General features: G+C 70.1%; 18 protein-coding genes and 1 pseudogene. 8 read left to right on the top strand and 11 right to left on the bottom strand.

Translation table 11 applies throughout. The annotated features are described in order from the left end of the window. A partial coding sequence (locus I004_RS0106710) for an extracellular solute-binding protein (protein WP_028434844.1) occupies positions 1–319 on the bottom strand: 319 nt, incomplete at its 3' end. 154 nt (positions 320–473) lie between these two features. After that, positions 474–869 (bottom strand): helix-turn-helix transcriptional regulator, encoded by a 396-nt coding sequence (locus tag I004_RS0106705; RefSeq protein WP_028434843.1) that lies wholly within the window; start codon positions 867–869, stop codon positions 474–476. 278 nt (positions 870–1,147) lie between these two features. On the opposite strand from I004_RS0106705, the gene I004_RS0106700 reads away from it, so the two are divergent. Beyond that, positions 1,148–1,963: a sulfite exporter TauE/SafE family protein gene (locus tag I004_RS0106700; protein WP_028434842.1), complete on the top strand. Its 816-nt coding sequence runs from the start codon at positions 1,148–1,150 to the stop codon at positions 1,961–1,963. Between the two features lie 262 nt (positions 1,964–2,225). Here I004_RS0106700 and fdhD read toward each other — a convergent pair whose 3' ends face one another. The 7 genes and pseudogenes from fdhD to I004_RS0106670 all read right to left on the bottom strand — a co-directional run bounded on the left by fdhD (position 2,226) and on the right by I004_RS0106670 (position 7,719). Further along, positions 2,226–3,125: a formate dehydrogenase accessory sulfurtransferase FdhD gene (fdhD, locus tag I004_RS0106695; protein WP_028434841.1), complete on the bottom strand. Its 900-nt coding sequence runs from the start codon at positions 3,123–3,125 to the stop codon at positions 2,226–2,228. 86 nt (positions 3,126–3,211) lie between these two features. After that, positions 3,212–3,301, bottom strand: a pseudogene (locus I004_RS38025) (hypothetical protein); the annotation flags it as partial. A 40-nt stretch (positions 3,302–3,341) separates the two neighbouring features. After that, positions 3,342–4,319, bottom strand: a complete 978-nt coding sequence (locus I004_RS0106690) for a 2-dehydropantoate 2-reductase (protein WP_028434840.1) — start codon at positions 4,317–4,319, stop codon at positions 3,342–3,344. A gap of 158 nt (positions 4,320–4,477) precedes the next feature. Then, positions 4,478–4,633: an MFS transporter small subunit gene (locus I004_RS39805; protein WP_199779338.1), complete on the bottom strand. Its 156-nt coding sequence runs from the start codon at positions 4,631–4,633 to the stop codon at positions 4,478–4,480. After that, entirely contained in the window at positions 4,630–6,021 is a 1,392-nt protein-coding gene (locus I004_RS32620; RefSeq protein WP_037975106.1) for an L-lactate MFS transporter, read from the bottom strand. Before I004_RS32620 ends, I004_RS39805 begins: the two co-directional genes overlap by 4 nt. A gap of 186 nt (positions 6,022–6,207) precedes the next feature. After that, positions 6,208–6,966 carry an MBL fold metallo-hydrolase gene (locus I004_RS0106675; RefSeq protein WP_028434839.1) on the bottom strand — a complete coding sequence of 253 codons (759 nt, stop codon included), beginning with the start codon at positions 6,964–6,966 and terminating at the stop codon, positions 6,208–6,210. A gap of 54 nt (positions 6,967–7,020) precedes the next feature. After that, a complete protein-coding gene (locus I004_RS0106670; protein ID WP_028434838.1) occupies positions 7,021–7,719 on the bottom strand; it encodes a class I SAM-dependent methyltransferase in 699 nt (232 codons plus the stop codon). Between the two features lie 238 nt (positions 7,720–7,957). Here I004_RS0106670 and I004_RS0106665 point away from each other — a divergent pair, with 238 nt between their 5' ends. Then, the gene (locus tag I004_RS0106665) at positions 7,958–8,635 is read left to right on the top strand and encodes a GntR family transcriptional regulator (RefSeq protein WP_028434837.1); all 678 of its coding nucleotides are present in this window, start codon (positions 7,958–7,960) and stop codon (positions 8,633–8,635) included. Positions 8,636–8,764: 129 nt separating this feature from the next. Here I004_RS0106665 and I004_RS0106660 read toward each other — a convergent pair whose 3' ends face one another. Beyond that, on the bottom strand, positions 8,765–9,718 hold the full coding sequence (locus I004_RS0106660; RefSeq protein WP_028434836.1) for a sigma-70 family RNA polymerase sigma factor: 954 nt from the start codon (positions 9,716–9,718) through the stop codon (positions 8,765–8,767). Positions 9,719–9,728: 10 nt separating this feature from the next. Then, complete coding sequence (locus I004_RS0106655) at positions 9,729–10,946, bottom strand: FAD-dependent oxidoreductase (protein WP_028434835.1); 1,218 nt, start codon at positions 10,944–10,946, stop codon at positions 9,729–9,731. A 537-nt stretch (positions 10,947–11,483) separates the two neighbouring features. Here I004_RS0106655 and I004_RS0106650 point away from each other — a divergent pair. The 6 genes from I004_RS0106650 (at position 11,484) to I004_RS0106625 (ending at position 18,926) form a co-directional block, all read left to right on the top strand. After that, complete coding sequence (locus I004_RS0106650; protein ID WP_028434834.1) at positions 11,484–12,665, top strand: ROK family transcriptional regulator; 1,182 nt, start codon at positions 11,484–11,486, stop codon at positions 12,663–12,665. Between the two features lie 202 nt (positions 12,666–12,867). Next, entirely contained in the window at positions 12,868–14,421 is a 1,554-nt protein-coding gene (locus tag I004_RS0106645; protein WP_028434833.1) for a sugar ABC transporter ATP-binding protein, read from the top strand. After that, positions 14,415–15,431 (top strand): ABC transporter permease, encoded by a 1,017-nt coding sequence (locus tag I004_RS32615; protein ID WP_078510878.1) that lies wholly within the window; start codon positions 14,415–14,417, stop codon positions 15,429–15,431. Before I004_RS0106645 ends, I004_RS32615 begins: the two co-directional genes overlap by 7 nt. Beyond that, positions 15,428–16,552, top strand: coding sequence for a substrate-binding domain-containing protein (locus tag I004_RS0106635; RefSeq protein ID WP_078510877.1), 1,125 nt, complete (start codon positions 15,428–15,430; stop codon positions 16,550–16,552). The genes I004_RS32615 and I004_RS0106635 overlap by 4 nt, the downstream gene beginning before the upstream one ends. Before the next feature lie 96 nt (positions 16,553–16,648). Beyond that, complete coding sequence (locus I004_RS0106630) at positions 16,649–17,857, top strand: Gfo/Idh/MocA family protein (RefSeq protein WP_051344766.1); 1,209 nt, start codon at positions 16,649–16,651, stop codon at positions 17,855–17,857. Between the two features lie 70 nt (positions 17,858–17,927). Further along, positions 17,928–18,926: a sugar phosphate isomerase/epimerase family protein gene (locus I004_RS0106625; RefSeq protein WP_028434830.1), complete on the top strand. Its 999-nt coding sequence runs from the start codon at positions 17,928–17,930 to the stop codon at positions 18,924–18,926. Positions 18,927–19,138 lie beyond the last annotated feature (212 nt).

Here is a 19,138-nt window from a genome sequence, read left to right as displayed (position 1 = left end):
TCAGCCCGTCCATGGTCTTGGTGTCGGCGGTGACCAGTGCGTCTGCGGGGGCGCCCTGCTTGACCTGGGCGGCGAGCTCCTGGGAAGCAGCGAAGGAGAACTTCAGCTTCGTACCCGGGTGTTCCTTCTCGTAGGTCTTTCCCGCGGTCTTGAACACATCGGTGAGTGAAGAGGCGGCCAGGACCGTCAGTTCGGCCTTCGAGGCATCGCTCGAGCTGCCGCTGCCCTTCTTGTCACTGCCACAGGCGGTCAGCGGTATGAGGAGGGAGGCAGTGGTGATCGCGGCGGCGGCACGCCGCCAAGTGACTGTGGACGACATGAAGTTGAGGCTCCTTGAACGGTGCGGGGGGCGGACGTGGGCGAGTGGGGGGAACGGGCCCACGGGGAGAGGAGGCGGAAGGCGGGCGGACGGGCATGCCGCGGCGGCACGGGGTTGGGGGACGGTGTGCTCAGGTGCGTTCGGGGACGATGGCTCAGGTGCGGTCGATGTGCACGTTGGTCGACTTCACTCTGGCGGTGGCCCGCATGCCGACCTCCAGGCCCAGCTCCTCGACGGCCTCCCGCGTCAACAGGGACACCAGACGGTGCGGACCGGCCTGGATCTCCACCTGCGCCGCGACATCACCGACCTTGACGGCGGTCACGATGCCGGAGAACGCGTTGCGGGCCGAGGTACAGGAGGCTTCGTCCTCGCCGAAGCCGCCCTGGCCGACCTCTACGGAGAAGGCAGCAAGGTCCTTGCCGTCGATGAGACGGCGGCCTCCCTCATCGCGATGGGTTGCGACCCGCCCGGCGTCGGCCCAGCGCCGGGCCGTGTCGGGGCTCACCCCGAGCAGACGAGCCGCCTGACCGATCGTGTAGCTGTGCACCCGGGCAAGCTAAGCGCACACTCTCGCATCCGCAAGACATCAGAAGCAGTCGTGCAGCAAATGCAACTCATCTCAAAGTCGCTCCATCGCACCTGAGCTACCTCGGCAGTTCGCCCCTGAGGCCCGTGCGGTCACAAGAGCGTGGCAGCGCGGAGAGAGCTCGGGGCGCCGGTGCCGATGCCTGAGGTCCGGGAGTCCAATCCTGAGCGGGTATCTGATCTCCGAAGGTGGGGTCGTGCCCTAGCAGGCAGGTAGGGCAACCAGCGAGGATGCCCTTCATGGCCGAAGATCAGAACCTCGTTCCTCGCTCGACGCGCTCAGCACCCGTGGTGTTCGGTGCGGGAGCGGCAATCGGCGTTGTGGGAGGGATGATCGGGTTGGGCGGGGCGGAATTCCGCCTGCCGTTGCTGATCAGCCTCTTCGGGTTCGCTGCGCTCTCAGCCGTCATCCTGAACAAGGCGATGAGCCTGGTCGTGGTTCTGGTCGCGCTGCCCGCCCGGCTGGCAGCGGTCCCGGCCGGCGAGGTGGCCGCACGCTGGCCCGTAGCGGTCAACCTGCTGTCCGGCAGTCTGCTGGGTGCCTGGGCCGGAGCGACTTGGGCGGTGCGGATGCGCACGGCCACCCTCTACAAAGTGCTGGCGGCTCTGCTGGTGCTCATGGCGATCGCGCTGGTGGTGGTGACGCAGGCCACTACCCTGGCAACGCTCGCGCTGCCGCTGTGGTCGCAGGTGCCCTGCGGGGTCATAGCCGGGTTCGGCATCGGGGTGGTAGCGGCGATCATGGGCGTGGCGGGAGGCGAGCTGCTGATCCCGACGATCGTGCTGTTGTTCGGGGAGGACATCAAGACTGCGGGAAGTCTTGCGCTGCTGGTGTCCTTCCCGACGATGCTGGTGGCGTTCGCCCGGTACAGCCGTGACGGCAGTTTCGCGGTGCTCGGTGCGAACCGCCGCTTCACGCTGGTCATGGCTGCGGGCTCCGTCGTCGGAGCGGTGCTGGGAGGGCTGCTCCTGGGCGTGTTCCCAGACTTGGTGCTCATTCCATTGCTGGCGGTGATCCTGCTCGTTTCCGCCGTCAAGCTCGCCCGTCACAACTGACTTCTGCAGGTGCAGCAGGCTGCCCAGAGGTGGGCCGGTCCAAAGCCGCACCATTCACAGATCCTGCGGTGCGCAGGAGGCGGCGTCGGGGCGGAGTGAGCAATGCGCCTACGGGCGCGCCGAGGAGCGCTCTCGGACTCTGAGACACGGGCGCGGGCGCGCAGGGGCGCCCGCGGGGAGGCCCAGGCATGGGAAGGGCCCGGCCGGCGCAGGGGGCGCCTCCCGCCGACCGAGCCCCTATCCCGTGCAGCAGGCGAGGCCGTCAGGCCCGGCCGGCCGTTGTGCGCAGGGCGAGCCGGTGCTCACCTGCATACACGTTCATGGAGGATCCGCGGAGGAAGCCGACCAGGGTCAGCCCCGTCTCCGCGGCCAGATCAACCGCCAGTGACGAGGGCGCCGAGACGGCGGCGAGCACGGGGATGCCCGCCATCACCGCCTTCTGCGCCAGCTCGAAGGACGCACGTCCGGAGACCATCAGCACCGCGTCGCGCAGGGGGAGTCCGCCCTGCTGGAGTGCCCGTCCCACGAGCTTGTCGACGGCATTGTGGCGGCCCACGTCCTCCCGTACGTCGAGGAGTTCGCCCTCGGGGGTGAAGAGGGCGGCGGCGTGGAGTCCGCCGGTGCGTTCGAAGACCCGCTGGTACGCGCGCAGCGTGTCGGGCAGCGAGGAGAGCACGGAGGGCTCGAGACGGACCCGTGGCCCGGCGGGGTCGTGCGGGTCCTCCGGATTCTCGATGCTCCAGCGGGCGGTCGTACGGACGGCGTCGAGACTCGCCTTCCCACAGAGGCCGCACGACGAGGTGGTGTAGACGTTCCGCTCCAGGGCGATGTCCGGGCGGGGGACTCCGGGCGCCAGGCGCACGTCGACCACGTTGTAGGTGTTGGACCTTCCCCCAGCCACCGGTGGGGGGTCCCCCACGTCGGTGGCGCCCGCGCAGTAGACGATGTTCGCGAGTTCGTCGGCCGCACCGATCACGCCCTCGCTGACGAGGAAGCCCGCGGCCAGCGCGAAGTCGTCACCCGGGGTGCGCATGGTGATGGCGAGCGGCTTGCCGTTCAGCCGGATCTCCAGCGGCTCCTCGGCGACGAGGGTGTCCGGGCGGGTGCTGACCGCACCATCGCGGATGCGCAGCACACGCCGTCGCTCAGTGACCCGTCCCATTCGGTCCGTCCTGTCGGTGTTTCCTGTGGGCGGTGGCCCCGGGCCGGCCCCACGGGGGTGGGGGCCGGCCGGGACGCACCTGGCCGTCAAGCGCCGGCGGTGTTGCCGCCGCCGACTTGCTGATAGCCGAACCGGCCTTTGACGCAGAGGTTTCCGTGCGTCACCGGATTGTCAGGCGGGGGTACTCCTTCGTCGGTTTCCCGCGGTCGCGTTGCCTCATGCTGCGCTCCTTACGGTCTGTGCCAGCAGGTCGGTGACGGCATGGATGGCGCAGAGCTTCGGAACGCGTGTGCCTGTCAGCGCGGCGAGTTCGACCACGGCGGCCAGGAGCACGTCCAGCTCCATGGGCTTGCCGCTCTCCAGGTCCTGGAGGGTGGAGGTCTTGTGCTCGCCGACGCGTTCGGCTCCTGCCAGTCGCTTCTCGACGGAGATCTCGGGACGGCAGCCGACGGCCTCGGCCACCGCGAGCGTCTCGCGCATCATCGTCGCCACCAGAGCGCGGGTGTCCTGGTGGCGGCAGATCTGTGCCATGGTCGCCCGGGACAGCGCGCTGAGCGGATTGAACGCGATGTTCCCGAGCAGCTTGATCCAGATGTCGTTCCGGATGTCCGCCTCGACGGGGCACTTGAGGCCACCGGCAATCATGGCTTCGCTGAACTCCTCGCAGCGCGCGGAGTCGGTCTTGTCCGGCTCGCCGATGGAGAAGCGGGTGCCTTCCATGTGCTGTACGACGCCTGGGCCCTTGAGCTGCGTCGCGGCGTAGACGACGCAGCCGATGGCGCGTTCGGGGGGCAGGACGGCACTGACGGCTCCGTCGGGGTCCACGCTCTCGACCCGCCTGCCCTTGTAGGGGCCCTCGAGACCGTGGAAGTACCACCACGGAATGCCGTTCTGCGCGGCCACCACGGCCGTCTTCTCGCCCATCAGGGGATGGACCAGCGGCCCGCACGCCGCGTAGGAGTTGGCCTTCAGCCCGAGGAAGACGAAGTCGACCGGTCCGATCGAGGACGGGTCATCGGTGGCGTGTACGCGTGCGGTGAAGTCACCGCGCGGGCTGAGGACCTGGACGCCGTTCTCCTTCATGGCAGCCAGGTGCGGTCCACGGGCTATGAGGTGTACATCGGCGCCTGCTCGGTGCAGGGCCGCTCCGACATAGGCGCCGATTGCTCCAGCGCCGACGACTGCAACTTTCATATCCGCTCTCCGTTCGGTTGAGGGGACCGAGCGTGGGATGGAACCAAGATGGTCGACAGAATATTGTATACACTCACGAACCGACAAGACATGTGCGGCGGTTGCACCGCACATGGCTCGTCCGAATTATCCCGTCGCGAGTGCCCCAAAGGGACCCGTCAGCCGCCGGTGAAGAGCTGCACGGCCTTGAGGATCAGCTCGTAGAGCCCGTACGCCATGGGTGCGCCGACCCAGAGCCAGGCGAACGCGAACAGGGCCGTGGGGGGCCCGTCGGCGGTTGCCGCCGCTGCGGTGCTGTTCTCGCCGGTCGTCATCGCCCCGTCGCCTCCTTGCGCTCTTCGCCGCTCGCGGACCCGGCGGCGGTCGCCGCCGCGGGCTCGTGGAACTTGGAATTCACCGGCCGTATCAGCTCATTCGCGATGAACCCGACAGCCAGCAAACCGATCATGATGGACAGGGCGAGTCCGTAGAGCCCCGGTCCGGAGCGGCCCGCCGCCTCCTGCGAGTCGGCGACCCAGTTGACGATGAGCGGGCCGAGCACCCCGGCGAGGGACCACGCGGTCAGCAGCCGCCCGTGGATCGCGCCCACCTCGTACGTGCCGAACAGGTCCTTCAGATACGCCGGCACGGTCGCGAAGCCGCCGCCGTAGAAGGAGATGATCACGAGCGCGCAGGCGATGAACAGCGGCTTGGAGGAGTCGCCGAGCAGCACGATCCCCAGGTACATCAGCGCCCCGACGCCCAGGTAGCAGCGGTACATGTTCTTGCGGCCGATGAGGTCCGACGTCGAGGACCACACGAACCGTCCGCCCATGTTGGCGAGCGAGAGCATGGCGACGAATCCGGCCGCGGCGGAGGCCGAGACGGGGGTGGAGGTGTCGGCGAAGAAGTCGCCGATCATCGGCGCGGCCTTCTCCAGGATTCCGATGCCGGCGGTGACGTTCATGCACAGCACCACCCACAGGAACCAGAACTGCGGTGTCCGCACGGCGTTGCGCGCCGAGACGTTCGCGGTGGTCACCAGTGGCTTGCTCGCCAGCTGTTCCTGCGGCTTCTTCCCGCCGGGCGGCTGCCAGCCCTCCGCCGGTACGCGGACCAGCAGCACGCCGAGCGACATGAAGACCGCGTAGACCAGTCCGTGCACGAGGAATGCGGAGGCGACCCCGCCGTTGTCGCTGCCGAAGCTCTCCAGCATCTGCGCCGACCACGGAGAGGCGATCAGGGCGCCGCCACCGAACCCCATGATCGCGATGCCGGTCGCCATGCCGGGACGGTCGGGGAACCATTTGATCAGTGTGGAGACGGGTGAGATGTACCCGATACCGAGGCCGATACCGCCCACGACGCCGTAGCCGAAGACCACCAGCCAGTACTGCTCGACGGCCGCGCCCAGCGCGGAGATCAGGAAGCCCGAGCAGAAGCAGATCAGCGAGACCGTCATCGCCCAGCGTGGTCCGTTGCGCTCCACGAGGGTGCCGCCGAAGGCCGCGGAGAGGCCGAGCATGACGATGCCGAGCTGGAAGGGCAGCGCGCTGGCCGTCCCGGAGAGGCCGAGGGACGACTCGAGCGCCGGTTTGAAGACGCTCCACGCGTAGGCCTGGCCGATCGAGAGGTGGACCGACAGCGCGGCCGGGGGTATCAGCCAGCGGCTCCAGCCGGGTGGCGCGACAGTGCGTGAGCGATCAAGAAACCCGAGTGCCATGGCCAGGAGGGTAGGTAGTTGAAGTGGGGATGACCAGAGCCAAGGCAGATTTCGTCGACTGTATGTGGACTGGCCGGTGTGCCACGTGGGTTGGCGTGATGGAACCGTGATCCGCCCCGCCCTCTCACCCCTGTTCTCCCGCGCGGCGGCACATGACGATCTGCCGGGCAGGAGCGCCCAGAACTGCTAGGCCCCCGTGGTGCCGACGTCCAGAACCTGCCGGGGAACGGCGACGGCGAGCGGTCCGGAGAAGCCGGCTCGGGCCCCGCGCAACGCCTCCTCGTGCGGGGTGCCGGGCCACAGGTGCGTCAGCACGAGCCGGGCGGCGCCTGCCTGCTCGGCGTACCGGCCCGCGAGGCGGGCGCTGAGCAGATGCTCCGCGTCCGCGGGCGGGACGGCTTCGGGGTGTGTGGCCTCGGAGAGGAAGAGGCCGGCCTCCCGGGCGAGCAGTGGCACCTGAGGGCTGGGGCCTGTGTCGCCGGTGTAGGCGAGCACGGCACCCTGCGGGTCGGTGAGGCGGATGCCCGCGTTCGGCACGAAGTGCGGAAGCAACAGGGTGGTGACCGTGAAGGGGCCGATCTCGAAGCGTGCCCCGGCGGCGAACTCGTGCAGTGTCCAGGCGTGGGCGAGCATGCCGTGCCGGTCGAGAGCGAGTACGGGGTCCAGGGCTCCGGGCAGGGCGTACAGGGGGAGCGGTGGGGGAGAGGCGCCGCCCAGGGCCCGCGCGCGCAGCAGCGGATTGAGGTCCGCGCAGTGGTCCGGGTGTCCGTGGCTGACGAGGACCGCGTCGATGTCCTCCGCGTCCGCGTGCTCCAGGAGCGCCGGCAGCGTGGCGTATCCCGGGTCGATGAGCAGCCGGAAGCCCTCGCAGACGACCATGTAGCCGCTGCATCCCTGCGTTCTCGTCGGCCACGCCCCGCAGCCCCCGAGTACGGTCAGATTCATATGGAGGGCCCTTTCTTCCGGGCTCCCGCCCGTCCCGCCCGGTCCGGCTTCCCGTCAGCGCCTCACGCAGGTGTACGAGGCGTAGGCGGAGCCGCGGTAGGAGGCGTCGGTGATCTCGAAGCCCGCGGCTTTGAGCATCGGCTCGAACAGCCAGCGGAACGTGCTGTGTTCGGTACGGATGTGCTCCGCGAGGTCCTCGCGCGTGTAGGCGGTGGAGGAATCCTTCGGGGCGGCGGCCAGCCAGTCCTCCAGGAATGTCTCCGTGTCCTGCGCGGCGACGTCGTAGACCAGGTCGTGGAGCCGGAGTATGCCGCCTGGCCGCAGCATCCCGGCCATGCGGCGCAGGGCCAGCACCTTCCAGAAGTCGGGAATCTGATGCAGCGCGTGCCGCGTGAAGACCGCGTCCGCGGGGGCTCCGGAGTGCTCGTAGGTGAGGAAGCCGCCCGGTACGCATTCGAGCGTGGCCAACTCCTCGGCGGCGGCGCGCTCGCGCAGCACGTCCCGCATCGCCGGTGAGATCTCCACCGCGATCACACGGCCGAAGTGCCGCGCCGCCGGCACGGCGAACTGGCCCGTGCCGGCCCCGAGATCGACGACCACGGAGTCCGACGAGAGCCCGTGCGAGCGGAGCAGGGCCAGGTCCTCGCCCGGATCGGGATGTCCCTGCTTACGGTCGAAGCCGCTGACGAACGCGGCGTCGAGGTGCTCGGGGCCCGCGTGCGCGAGCTCGTCGGGGATCCAGTCGCGGTCCATGGAAGGAGAGACTGGCACGCCGATGGGGCGTGGCTCGCGCCAATATCGGGTGGTGCCAAGGCCGTTGGGGTCCGGCGCGCGATGACCCGCGCCCGCGTGTGACGTGTCACAGAGATGCGAAAGTGGCTCACGACGCCGCCACAATTCGACTGCACTCCGTAGACTGTATTCAATAGCCAAGAGTTTCAGGGTTCCCATCTTTCCGGGTTCAGGGTGCCCGAAGGTCAGGAGTCGCAGAATGCTGTCCGCTGGACTGCCGGAAGGCACCATGCCCAAGCTGGAGCGGCCGGGGCCGCTCCGCGAGCGGGTCTACGAAGCGCTGCTGGAGCTCATCACCACCCGCTCGCTCAGGCCCGGGCAGCACCTGGTCGAGAGCGAGCTGGCCCAGCATCTCGGTGTTTCCCGGCAGCCGGTACGGGAGGCGCTTCAGCGGCTGAACACGGACGGATGGGTGGACCTGCGTCCCGCGCAGGGCGCTTTCGTGCACGAGCCCACGGAGGACGAGGCCGACCAGCTGCTGACCGTGCGCACGCTGCTGGAGGCCGAGGCCGCCCGGCTCGCCGCCGCGAACGCGGACGCGGCCGGTGTCGCGGAGCTCGAGGACCTGTGCGCGCGTGGTGAGGCGGCAGTCGGCGGCGAGGAGGTGGAGAAGGTCGTGGAGGCGAACGCGGCGTTCCACACCCGCGTGATGGCCCTGGCCGGCAACGCCGTCCTCGCGGAACTCGCCCGGCAGGTCGACCGCAGGGTGCGCTGGTACTACACGCCCGTCGCCCGGCAGCGCGGCGCGCAGTCCTGGATCGAGCACCGCGAGCTGATCGCGGCCATCGCCGAGGGCGACGAGCAGTCGGCCGCCAAGGTCATGCGGGAGCACACGGAGCACACGCGGCGCTCGTACCACGAGCGCGAGCGCGGCTGACACCTCCGCTTCTTCGTTCCCCCCTCCCGGCACCCAAGGTTCCACCGAGGCGCCGGGCGTAGCTGTGCGCGCCCGCAGTGCACCGCGCACTCCGGCCCCGGGACCGGCCATTTTCCGGTCGGCGGTGCATCACCAACGGGCGATGAGCGGCGTGTCCGGTTCGTGCTGCCGCCAGGCTTCAACGAGGCGGGCGAGACGGGTGGGCGCAGCGATGCCGCGCACGGTCGTGATCCTGCCGTTGGCGACGTCGAACGTCACGGCGCCGACGACTTGGTCGCTGACCACGAAGAGGATGGCGGGGGCGCCGTTGACGAGCGCGTAGTGCACGGCGGGAGTGCCACCGGCGAAACGCCGCTTCGCAGGTGTGGGCTTGAAGCCGGCCCGTACGACAGCGGCGACGCGCTGCGGAGTGTCGTACTGCAGCAGCTTGTCGGCCCTGCCGGCGCCGTCGGAGATCGCGGTCGCGTCGTCGGTGAGCAGGGCCACCAGCCGTTCTGTGCGGCCCGAGGAGGCGGCGGCGAGGAATTCCTCGACGATCCTGCGGGCGGACGCGGGGTCGACTGCTCCGCTGCCGCGGCGTACGGCGGTGATGCGGCGTCGGGCCCGGTGGAGGTGCTGCTGGCTCGCGGACTCGGTGATGTCGAGGATCTCGGCGATCTCGGCGTGGCTGTTGGAGAACGCTTCGCGCAGGACGTAGACGGCCCGCTCGAGGGGTGACAGGCGCTCCATGAGGGTGAGCACGGCCAGCGAGACCGATTCGCGCTGCTCGAATGTGTCGGCCGGGCCGAGCATCGGGTCGCCGTCGAGGAGCGGTTCGGGAAGCCAGGCGCCGACGGCGCGTTCGCGGCGGGCCTGCGCGGAGCGGAGCCGGTCGAGGCACAGGTTGGTGACGACCTTGGTCAGCCATGCCTCCGGCACCTTGATCCGCTGCCGGTCGGCGGACTGCCAGTGCAGGAACGCGTCCTGCACGGCGTCTTCGGCGTCGGCGGCGGAGCCCAGCAGTCGGTACGCCAGCGAGGCCAGCCGGTTCCGGCCGGCCTCGAACCGAGTGGTGTCGAAGCGATCAGTGACGCTGCTGTCCACGCGGACCACCCTAGGCGGCTACGCGACCGCTCTCGGCGGACGTGTTCGGCGACGTATCCGGGGCGGCGGCCAGGCGGCGCCTGCGCTTGGGCAGGCCGAAGGTCGGGTGAGAGGTAGCCCACAGCGCTGTCTTGAGAATGCCCGCCTTGATCCGCGCGGCCTTCCGGCCGCCCACGTACATCGGTCTTGCTTTCGCTTCGTCGTCGACCATCTGCAGGATCCCGTCCCGCCGCCCGAGGCTGATGTGATTGCCCACGTACTCGAGCTTGGCGTGAGGGATCTGGCGGCCGGTCAGGCGTCCCACGATCGCGGTGATCGCCTGCCTGCTGGTGCAGCCGGCCGAAGCGCAGGACATCGGCAGCGGCCGGCCGTTGTCGCCGATGGCATAGACGCTGTCGCCGGCCGCGTAGACGTTCGGGTGCGAGACGGACCGCATGCTGCGATCGACGACGATCCGACCGTTCCCGGTGACCTCCAGCCCGCCCGCGGCGGCGATGGGGCTGACCGCGAACCCGGCCGTCCAGACGGTCGCGTCGGATGCCAGTACGGTGCCTTCGGCGCACAGCACCCGCGTCGCTTCGACGGCTGCGACGCTGGTGTGCTCCAGGACCGTGATGCCCAGCCGGTCGCAGGCCTGGCGCAGGTGGCTGCGGGCTCCGGCGGAGAGCGGAGCGCCGAGCTCGCCGCGGGCGACCAGTGTCACCGACAGGCCCGGCCGGGATTCGGCGAGTTCGGTGGCGGTCTCGATGCCGGTCAACCCGTCGCCGACGACCAGCACGCTCCCGCCTTCGCCCCGCCCGTCCAGGCAGTCCAAGCGCTCGCGCAGGCGCAGCGCCGAGGGCCGGCCGGTGACGTCGAAGGCGTGCTCGGCCACGCCCGGGACGCCGCGGTCGGCGACGTGGCTGCCGAGCGCGTAGAAAAGCGTGTCGTAGCCGAGCTCGCCGCCGCCGTCGGCGTCGGCCACGGTGACGACCTGGCGCTCGGGGTCGACGGCCGTGACGAGGGCCAGGCGGAGACGAACCCCTGTCCCCGCGAAGACGTCGGCGAGCCTCCGAGCTTCGATCTCCTGACCGGCCGCGAGCTGGTGCAGCCGAAGTCGCTGGACGAAGTCCGGCCCAGCGCTGACCACGGTGATCTCGGTGTCGGCCGGGGACAGCCGGCGGGCCAGGTTCCCGGCCGTGTGGGCCCCGGCATAGCCGGCGCCGAGCACGAGGATGCGGTGCTTCATGTGGCGCTCCTGTCTGTTCGCTTGCTCCCTCGGTGGTTTGAGCGGAACGGCGTCCCGATTGCTGACAGGAATCATGTGTGACGTGGGTCACAAATCTATAGGATCGGTGCGAAGCGGCTCGGGGGCCGGTCGCCCGGTCGAGGCCCGCGCTGCCGGTCCTCCCCCTGGCTCGACCGGCAGACTTCCACGGTCGGCGACTCCGCCGGTGCCTTCCCGTCCGAGACCCTCGACGGCCGGAACCCCCACGGCCTCACGGATCTGCTTGCGGTGGTGCTCGGCAGTGCGGCCGGCCGGTACACGGAAAGGCTTTGTCCAGTCCATGGAAAAAGTCGAAGGGGTTTGTGCAGAACTTCTTCCCCATTGTGCAGAGCGCTGGTACGTTCCCAGTCAATCCCCGGGGAGCGACCCACGCTTCCGCGGGAGAGGTCGACGAGAAGTCCGGCCGGAGGCAGGGGAGTTGTTGCCCTGTCCGTCGGCCGGGTGGCTTCCCAGAGCCGGCTTACGGTTACCAGGGGAGGGAGGGTGGCGGTGAGGCGCATGACTGCTCGGCCCGCGAACGCGCACCAGGCGCGACTGCTCCGCTTGCTGCGTGACGGCGGTCCGAACTCCCGCGCCGAGCTGGGCGACCACGTCGACCTCTCCCGTTCCAAGCTCGCCGTGGAGATCGACCGGCTACTGGAGACGGGGCTCGTCGTCGCCGACGGGCTCGCGGCCTCCCGCGGTGGTCGCCGTTCGCACAATGTGCGACTTGCTCCCGAACTCCGTTTCCTCGGCGTCGACATCGGCGCCACCTCCGTCGATGTGGCAGTGACAAACCCCGAGTTGGAGATACTGGGGCACGTCAATCAGCCGATGGACGTGCGTGAGGGCCCCGTCGCCGTCTTCGACCAGGTGCTCGCGCTGGTCGCCAAGCTCCGTGACTCCGGAGTCGCGGACGGTTTCGCCGGTGCGGGGATCGGTGTCCCCGGGCCTGTGCGCTTCCCCGAGGGCGTCCCCGTGGCGCCGCCGATCATGCCCGGCTGGGACGGATTTCCCGTGCGGGAAGCCCTCAGCCAGGAGCTCGGCTGCCCGGTCATGGTCGACAACGACGTGAACCTCATGGCGATGGGCGAGATGCAGGCCGGAGTCGCCCGCTCCGTGAGGGACTTCTTCTGCGTGAAGATAGGCACCGGCATCGGATGCGGTGTCGTGGTCGGCGGTGAGGTGCACCGCGGCACCACGGGAAGCGCCGGCGACATCGGGCACATACAGGTCGAGCTGGAGGGCCGCCCGTGCCCCTGCGGCAACCGCGGCTGCCTCGAGGCCTACTTCGGAGGTGCCGCACTCGCACGTGACGCCGAGTCCGCCGCGCGCGACGGACTCTCGCCGGAACTCTCCACCCGGCTCGAGGCCGTCGGACGGCTGAGCGCCGAGGACGTCGCCACCGCGGCCGCCGCGGGCGACGGCACCTCCCTCGATCTCATCCGCGACGGCGGCGCCCGCGTCGGCCAGGTCATCGCCGGGCTCGTCAGCTTCTTCAACCCCGGCCTCGTCGTCATCGGCGGCGGAGTGACCGGGCTCGGCCACACGCTGCTCGCCAGCATCCGCACACAGGTCTACCGCCAGTCCCTGCCACTGGCGACCGGCAATCTCCCCATCGTCCTGGGCGAGTTGGGCCCCGTCGCCGGCGTGACCGGAGCGGCCCGCCTCATCAGCGACCACCTCTTCTCACCGGCCTGACCCGACTCCAGCGGCCCGGCCGGAGCCAGGCCCGAACGGCCCCCAGGGCCCACGTCGTACAGCGCGCGCACCGCCCCGCATTTCGGCACCCGGCACCACCGCACCCGGCACCACCGCACACAGCACCGCCGGCACCACCGTCCCGCGACGGCACCGAGCACGGTCCCGCCTGCCCGTACGCAGTACGCACGGAGGCCCCGCCATGGCTCCAGAGGTTCCACACGTTCCACTGCTGACGATGTCCCGCATCACCAAGACCTTCCCCGGCGTGAGGGCGCTGGACGGCGTCGACCTGGACGTACAGGCCGGCGAAGTGCACTGCCTGCTGGGGCAGAACGGGGCGGGCAAGTCCACCCTGATCAAGGTTCTCGCCGGTGCGCACCAGCCGGACGAGGGCGACATCCACTGGCAGGGGGAGCCCGTACGGCTGGCCACGCCGATGGCCGCCATGCGTCTGGGCATCGCCACCATCTACCAGGAACTCGACCTGGTGGAGCACCTGTCGGTGACGGAGAACATCTTCCTCGGCAATGAGGTCTCCGCCCGCGGCTTCATTCGCGCACGGGACGCCCGCACCCGTGCCGCCGCGTTGATGCGCCGCCTCGGTCACCCGGAGATCGACCCGGACGTGACCGTCGGCGCCCTTCCGGCCGCCGGGCAGCAGATCGTCTCGATGGCGCGCGCCCTCTCGCACGACGTGCGCCTCATCGTCATGGACGAACCCTCCGCCGCGCTCGATCCCGACGAGGTCTCCAACCTCTTCCGCATCGTCGGCGGGCTGACGGCCGACGGTGTCGCCGTCGTCTACATCTCCCACCGGCTGGAGGAGATCCGGCGCGTCGGCGACCGCGTCTCCGTGCTCAAGGACGGCCGCGTCGCCGCCCGGGGACTGCCGGCCCGCACGACGGAGACCCGGGAGTTCGTCGCCCTGATGACCGGCCGCGAGGTGCAGTACGCATTCCCCGAACGCCCCGTCCACACCGAGCCGTTGGAGGACCGCGTCCTTCACGAGGCGCCCCGGCCACCCGTGCTGCGCGCCGAAGGACTCGCCCGCAAGGGCGAGTTCGAACCGCTCGACCTCGAACTGCGCGCCGGGGAGATCACCGGCCTCGCGGGCCTCGTCGGCTCCGGACGCTCGGAGATCCTGGAGACACTCGCCGGAGCCCGCCGTCCCACCGACGGGCGCATCCTCGTCGACGGCAGACCGCTGCGCGCCGGCGACGTCACCGCGGCGGTACGGGCGGGCGTCGGCCTGGCGCCCGAAGAGCGCAAGTCCCAGGCGCTGTTGATGCTGGAGCCTGTCACCAGCAACGTGTCCGTCTCGGCACTGCCCCGCTTCTCCACCGGCGGCTGGCTCGACCGCGCCCGCGAGCGCGCCGAGACCCGCGCACGCACCCGCGACCTGTCCCTGCACCCGGACGACCCCGACAGGGCCGTGCGCACGCTGTCCGGCGGGAACCAGCAGAAGGTCGTCCTCGCGCGCTGGCTGCTGCGCGAGTGCCGGGTGCTGCTGCTGGACGAGCCGACCCGCGGCGTCGACGTGGGGGCACGCGCCGAGCTCTACACCGTCATCCGCCGCCTCGCCGACTCCGGCGTCGCCGTCCTTCTCGTCTCCAGCGAAGTGCCCGAAGTCCTCGGACTGGCCGACAGGGTGCTGGTGCTGAGGGAGGGCCGCGTCGTGCACACCGCCCCCGCCCGGGAGCTCGACGAGCACCGGGTGCTGGACCTCGTCATGGAAGGGAGCCCGTCGTGCTGAGCCCAACCGGTGCCGAGGCGGTCAAGGAGCCCGCGTCGCAACCGCCCGCGCCGCCGTCCCGGCGCGGCATCAGCGCCCCACGTCGCGGGGTGCGGCACCTCTCCCTCGCCGGGGTGCTCGTCGCGCTGGTCGTCGTCGGCGCGTTCACCAAGCCGGAACAGTTCCTGACGTCCGACAACCTCCAGCTGATCCTGACCCAGTCCTCGGTCATCGGGGTAGTCACCGTGGGCGTCACGTTCGTGATCATCGGCGGCGGCATCGACCTGTCCGTGGGAGCGATCGTGGCGCTCGCCTCCGTGTGGGCGACGACCGTCGCCACGCAGGAGTTCGGGCTCGGCGGCATGCTGCTGTGCGCGCTGTCGGTGGGGCTGGGCTGCGGGCTGGTGAACGGGATGCTCATCGCCTACGGGCCGATGGTGCCCTTCATCGCGACCCTGGCCATGCTCGCCTCGGCGCGCGGGCTGGCGCTGCTGATCAGCGACGGCAAGACGCAGGTGGTGACGGTGAATTCCGTGCTCGACCTCGGCGTCTCCGACAGCTACGTGCTCGGCATCCCGCCTCTCGTGCTGGTCTTCGCGGCCGTCGCGGTGCTGGGCTGGCTCGTCCTGGGACGCACGACCTTCGGACGGCGCACCGTCGCGGTCGGCGGCAACGCCGAGGCCTCGCGGCTCGCCGGCATCGCGGTACGCAGGCAGCGGCTGCTGCTGTACCTGCTCTCCGGCCTGTGCTGCGGCATCGCCGCGTTCATGCTGATCGTTCTCACCGGCTCGGGTCAGAACACCAACGGCAACCTCTACGAACTCGACGCCATCGCCGCCGCGATCATCGGCGGCACCCTGCTCAGCGGAGGCCGGGGCACCATCACCGGCTCCGTGCTCGGAGTGCTCGTCTTCACCACGATCACCAACCTGTTCGCTCTCAACAACCTCCAGACGGACGTCCAGCAGATCGCCAAGGGCGCGATCATCGTCGCCGCAGTCCTGGTCCAGAAGGGTCGGAAGACGTCATGACCGAATCACCCGAGAACCCGAATCCACAGAACCCCAACCCCAACTCGTCCCGCACGGACGCCTCTTCGCGCGCGTCCTCGTTGAGGGCGTTCGGCGCCTCCCGCAGGAACATCCTCTTCGGCGCCGCCGCCGGTGCCGCCTTCCTCTCCGGCTGCACCAGCAACGAGAGCAATGCCGAGAAGGACGCCGAGGCCGGGCAGGCGAACGTCGCCGACGACAAGCCGGGCAAGAGGGTCACGATCGGCTTCGCAGGGCCGCAGGCCGACCACGGCTGGCTCAACGCCATCAACGAGCAGGCCAAGGAGCGGGCGAAGAAGTACAAGGACGTCACCCTCGAGGCGACGGAGGGGTCGAACGACAACGCCCAGCAGGTCGGCCAGATCGAGACGCTGATCAACAAGAAGGTCGACGTCCTCGTCATCCTCCCCGCCGACGGCAAGGCGCTGACACAGGTCGGCCTGAAGGCGATGCGCGCGGGCATCCCCGTCGTCAACCTCGACCGGGTGTTCGCCTCGCAGCAGGCCTACCGCTGCTGGATCGGCGGCGACAACTACGGCATGGGGCTCAACGCCGGCCGGTACATCGGGGAGAAGCTCAAGGACAGGAAGAACGCGAAGGTCGTCGAACTCGCGGGCATCGACAACCTGGAGCTGACCCGGGAGCGTACGGAGGGTTTCGACGACGCCCTGAAGAACTACCCGAACATCAAGAAGGTCGCCCGGCAGGCCGCCGAGTTCACCGTTGAGTCGGGCCAGTCGAAGATGGCCCAACTGCTCCGTGCGGAGCCGAAGTTCGACGCGCTGTGGAACCACGACGACGATCAGGGCGTGGGCGCCGAGCGGGCCATCAAGCAGGCGGGCCGCGACGACTTCCTCATGGTCGGCGGTGCCGGGTCGAAGCGGGTCATGGAGGCCATCAAGGCCGACAACAGCGTCATCAAGGCCACGGTCCTCTACCCGCCGACGATGGCAGCATCAGCCATCGACCTCGCCCGCGCGCTGGGCCAGAGCAAGGGGATCGGTGGTCTCGCCGAGTTCGAGATCCCGGCCTCCATCACGCTCTACTCGGCCGTCGTCACGAGGCTCAACGTCGACGAATACCTGCCGACGGGCTTCAAGTAGGCCCGGCCCTGGCCCCGTTACCGGCGCACCACGCCACGCACCACGCCAAGGCCGTGCCCCACCCCCCCACTTGTACCCCCGACAGGGAGGAGCCCCATGTCCGACGACACAGCGCCCGCACCCGCGCCCGTACCGCCCGAGCAGGGTGGATCGGCGCCACCGCTCGGCGTGGGCATGGTCGGTTACGCCTTCATGGGAGCCGCACACTCCCAGGGGTGGCGCACCGTCGGCCGGGTCTTCGACCTGCCGCTCACTCCCGCGATGACCGCTGTGTGCGGACGGGACCCGGACGCCGTGCGGGCGGCGGCCGGGAAGCTCGGCTGGGCGGCGGTGGAGACCGACTGGCGGAAGCTGATAGCCCGCAGCGACATCCAGCTCGTCGACATCTGCACGCCCGGTGAGAGCCATGCCGAGATCGCTGTCGCCGCGCTGGAGGCCGGCAAGCACGTCCTGTGCGAGAAGCCTCTCGCCAACTCCGTCGCCGAGGCCGAAGAGATGGCCTCGGCGGCACGAGCGGCCCGCGAGCGGGGCCAGTTGACGATGGTCGGCTTCAACTACCGCCGCACGCCCGCGCTCGCCTTCGCGCGGCGCTTGGTCGCGGAGGGACGCCTGGGTGAGCTGCGACACGTACGCGTGAGCTATCTGCAGGACTGGCTCGTCGATCCGGCCTTCCCGCTGGCGTGGCGGCTGCGCCGCGAGGCCGCCGGGTCCGGTGCGCTGGGGGACCTCGGCGCACACGCCATCGACATCGCACAGCACCTGGCCGGATCGCCCGTCGCCGGCGTCTCGGCGCAGACGGAGACCTTCGTGACGGAGCGCCCCCTGCCCGGCGAGGCACCCGGCGGCGCGCTCGGGCCGGTCACCGTCGACGACGCCGCCATCTTCAACGGGCGCCTGGAATCAGGGGCGTTGGCATCGTTCGAGGTCAGCCGCGTCGCCTCCGGGCGCAAGAACGCGCTGCGGGTCGAGCTCAACGGGACGCTCGGATCGCTCGAGTTCGACCTGGAACGCCTCAACGAGCTCCACTTCCACGACCAGACCGACACCGCGTCCGAATCCGGGTTCCGGCGCATCCTCGTCACCGAGGGCGAACACCCCTACCTGGAGGCGTGGTGGCCGCCGGGGCACGGCCTGGGCTACGAGCACACCTTCGTCCACCAGGCGCGCGATCTGCTGTACGCGATCGCCACCGGCACGGACCCCGAACCGTCCTTCGCCGACGGACTGCAGGTCCAGCGGGTCCTGGCCGCGGTCGAGGAGAGCGCGGCAAAACACAGTGCCTACATCAGCGTCGACGCCGGCTGACGAAACCGGCAGCCCGGCCGGGAGACCGGACCGGATCAATCGGCCCAGCTCGGATCAGGAGGCTGCGCACATGCCCCGACAGTTCACCCTCTTCACCGGCCAGTGGGCGGACCTCCCGCTGGAGGAAGTCTGCGCACTCGCCCGCGACTTCGGATACGACGGACTCGAACTCGCCTGCTGGGGCGACCACTTCGAAGTGGACCGCGCACTGGCGGAGCCGGACTACGTCGACGGACGGCACGCCCTGCTGGAGAAGTACGGTCTGAAGTGCTGGGCGATCTCCAACCACCTCGTGGGGCAGGCGGTCTGCGACGACCCCATCGACGAGCGGCACCAGGGCATCCTCCCCGCCCGCATCTGGGGCGACGGCGACCCGGAAGGCGTGCGGCAGCGCGCCGCGGCCGAGATGAAGGACACCGCGCGCGCCGCGGCGGCGCTCGGCGTACGCACCGTCGTCGGCTTCACCGGCTCGTCCATCTGGCATCTGGTCGCCATGTTCCCGCCGGTCCCGCCGCACATGATCGACCGCGGCTACGAGGACTTCGCCGAGCGGTGGAATCCGGTCCTGGACGTGTTCGACGCGGAGGGCGTGCGCTTCGCACACGAGGTTCACCCCAGCGAGATCGCGTACGACTACTGGACGACGCACCGTGCGCTGGAGGCCATCGGCCACCGTCCGGCGTTCGGCCTCAACTTCGACCCCAGCCACTTCGTCTGGCAGGACCTCGACCCGACGGGGTTCCTCTACGACTACCGGGAGCGGATCTACCACGTCGACTGCAAGGAGGCCCGCAAGCGGCTCGACGGCCGCAACGGCCGGCTCGGCTCCCACCTGCCGTGGGGCGACCCGCGGCGCGGCTGGGACTTCGTCTCGGCCGGCCACGGCGACGTGGCGTGGGAGGACGTCTTCAGGATGCTGCATTCCATCGGCTACGACGGGCCCGTCTCCGTGGAGTGGGAGGACGCGGGCATGGACCGGCTCGCGGGAGCGCCGGAGGCCCTGCGCAGGCTGAAGGCCTACGACTACGACCCGCCGTCCTCCTCCTTCGACGCGGCGTTCAGCAGCTGAGCAGCGCCCCGTCCCCGCCGAGCCGCCGCGCCCCGGGCAACCCAAGCCCGCCTGCCCGGGGCGCGGTGCGGTGTGGGGACCGGGACGCCCCCGCCCTGCCGGCGTCAACTGCCGTAGCACGGACGCCGGAAGCGTCATGACGTGTTCTTGACACTTTCTGCGAGCAGGGTCACTCTCATGCTCTTCCAGCCTGTGCCACCGACCAGTGAGAG

Source organism: Streptomyces sp. TAA486 (genome assembly GCF_000426165.1).
Note: the sequence above shows the minus strand (reverse complement) of the source record. Positions and strands in the feature narration are given on the sequence as shown.